This window comes from Polaribacter sp. 2405UD43-2 (genome assembly GCF_058147125.1).
Map to the genome: position 1 here is coordinate 1 of NZ_JBYVJX010000057.1, position 253 is coordinate 253.

Here is a 253-nt window from a genome sequence, read left to right on the forward strand (position 1 = left end):
TTTTAAAATCTACACCAGGAGTTTACGCCACAAAATCTGGAGGTGGTTTTGGAGATGGGCGTATTAACTTACGTGGATTTAATTCTGAAAACGTTGCTGTTATGATTAACGGAGTTCCTGTTAATGATATGGAAAATGGTAGAGTATTTTGGTCTAATTGGGCAGGTTTGGCAGATGTTACTTCTGCAATGCAAGTTCAAAGAGGTTTAGGAGCAGCTAAAGTTGCTGTGCCTTCTATAGGTGGTACTATTAA

1 protein-coding gene is annotated in these 253 nt (G+C 38.7%); it reads left to right on the forward strand.

The window, feature by feature from the left end; genetic code table 11:
* The coding region (locus ACY2RX_RS14745; RefSeq protein ID WP_490104735.1) for a TonB-dependent receptor plug domain-containing protein at window positions 1-253 on the forward strand (253 nt) is incomplete at both ends.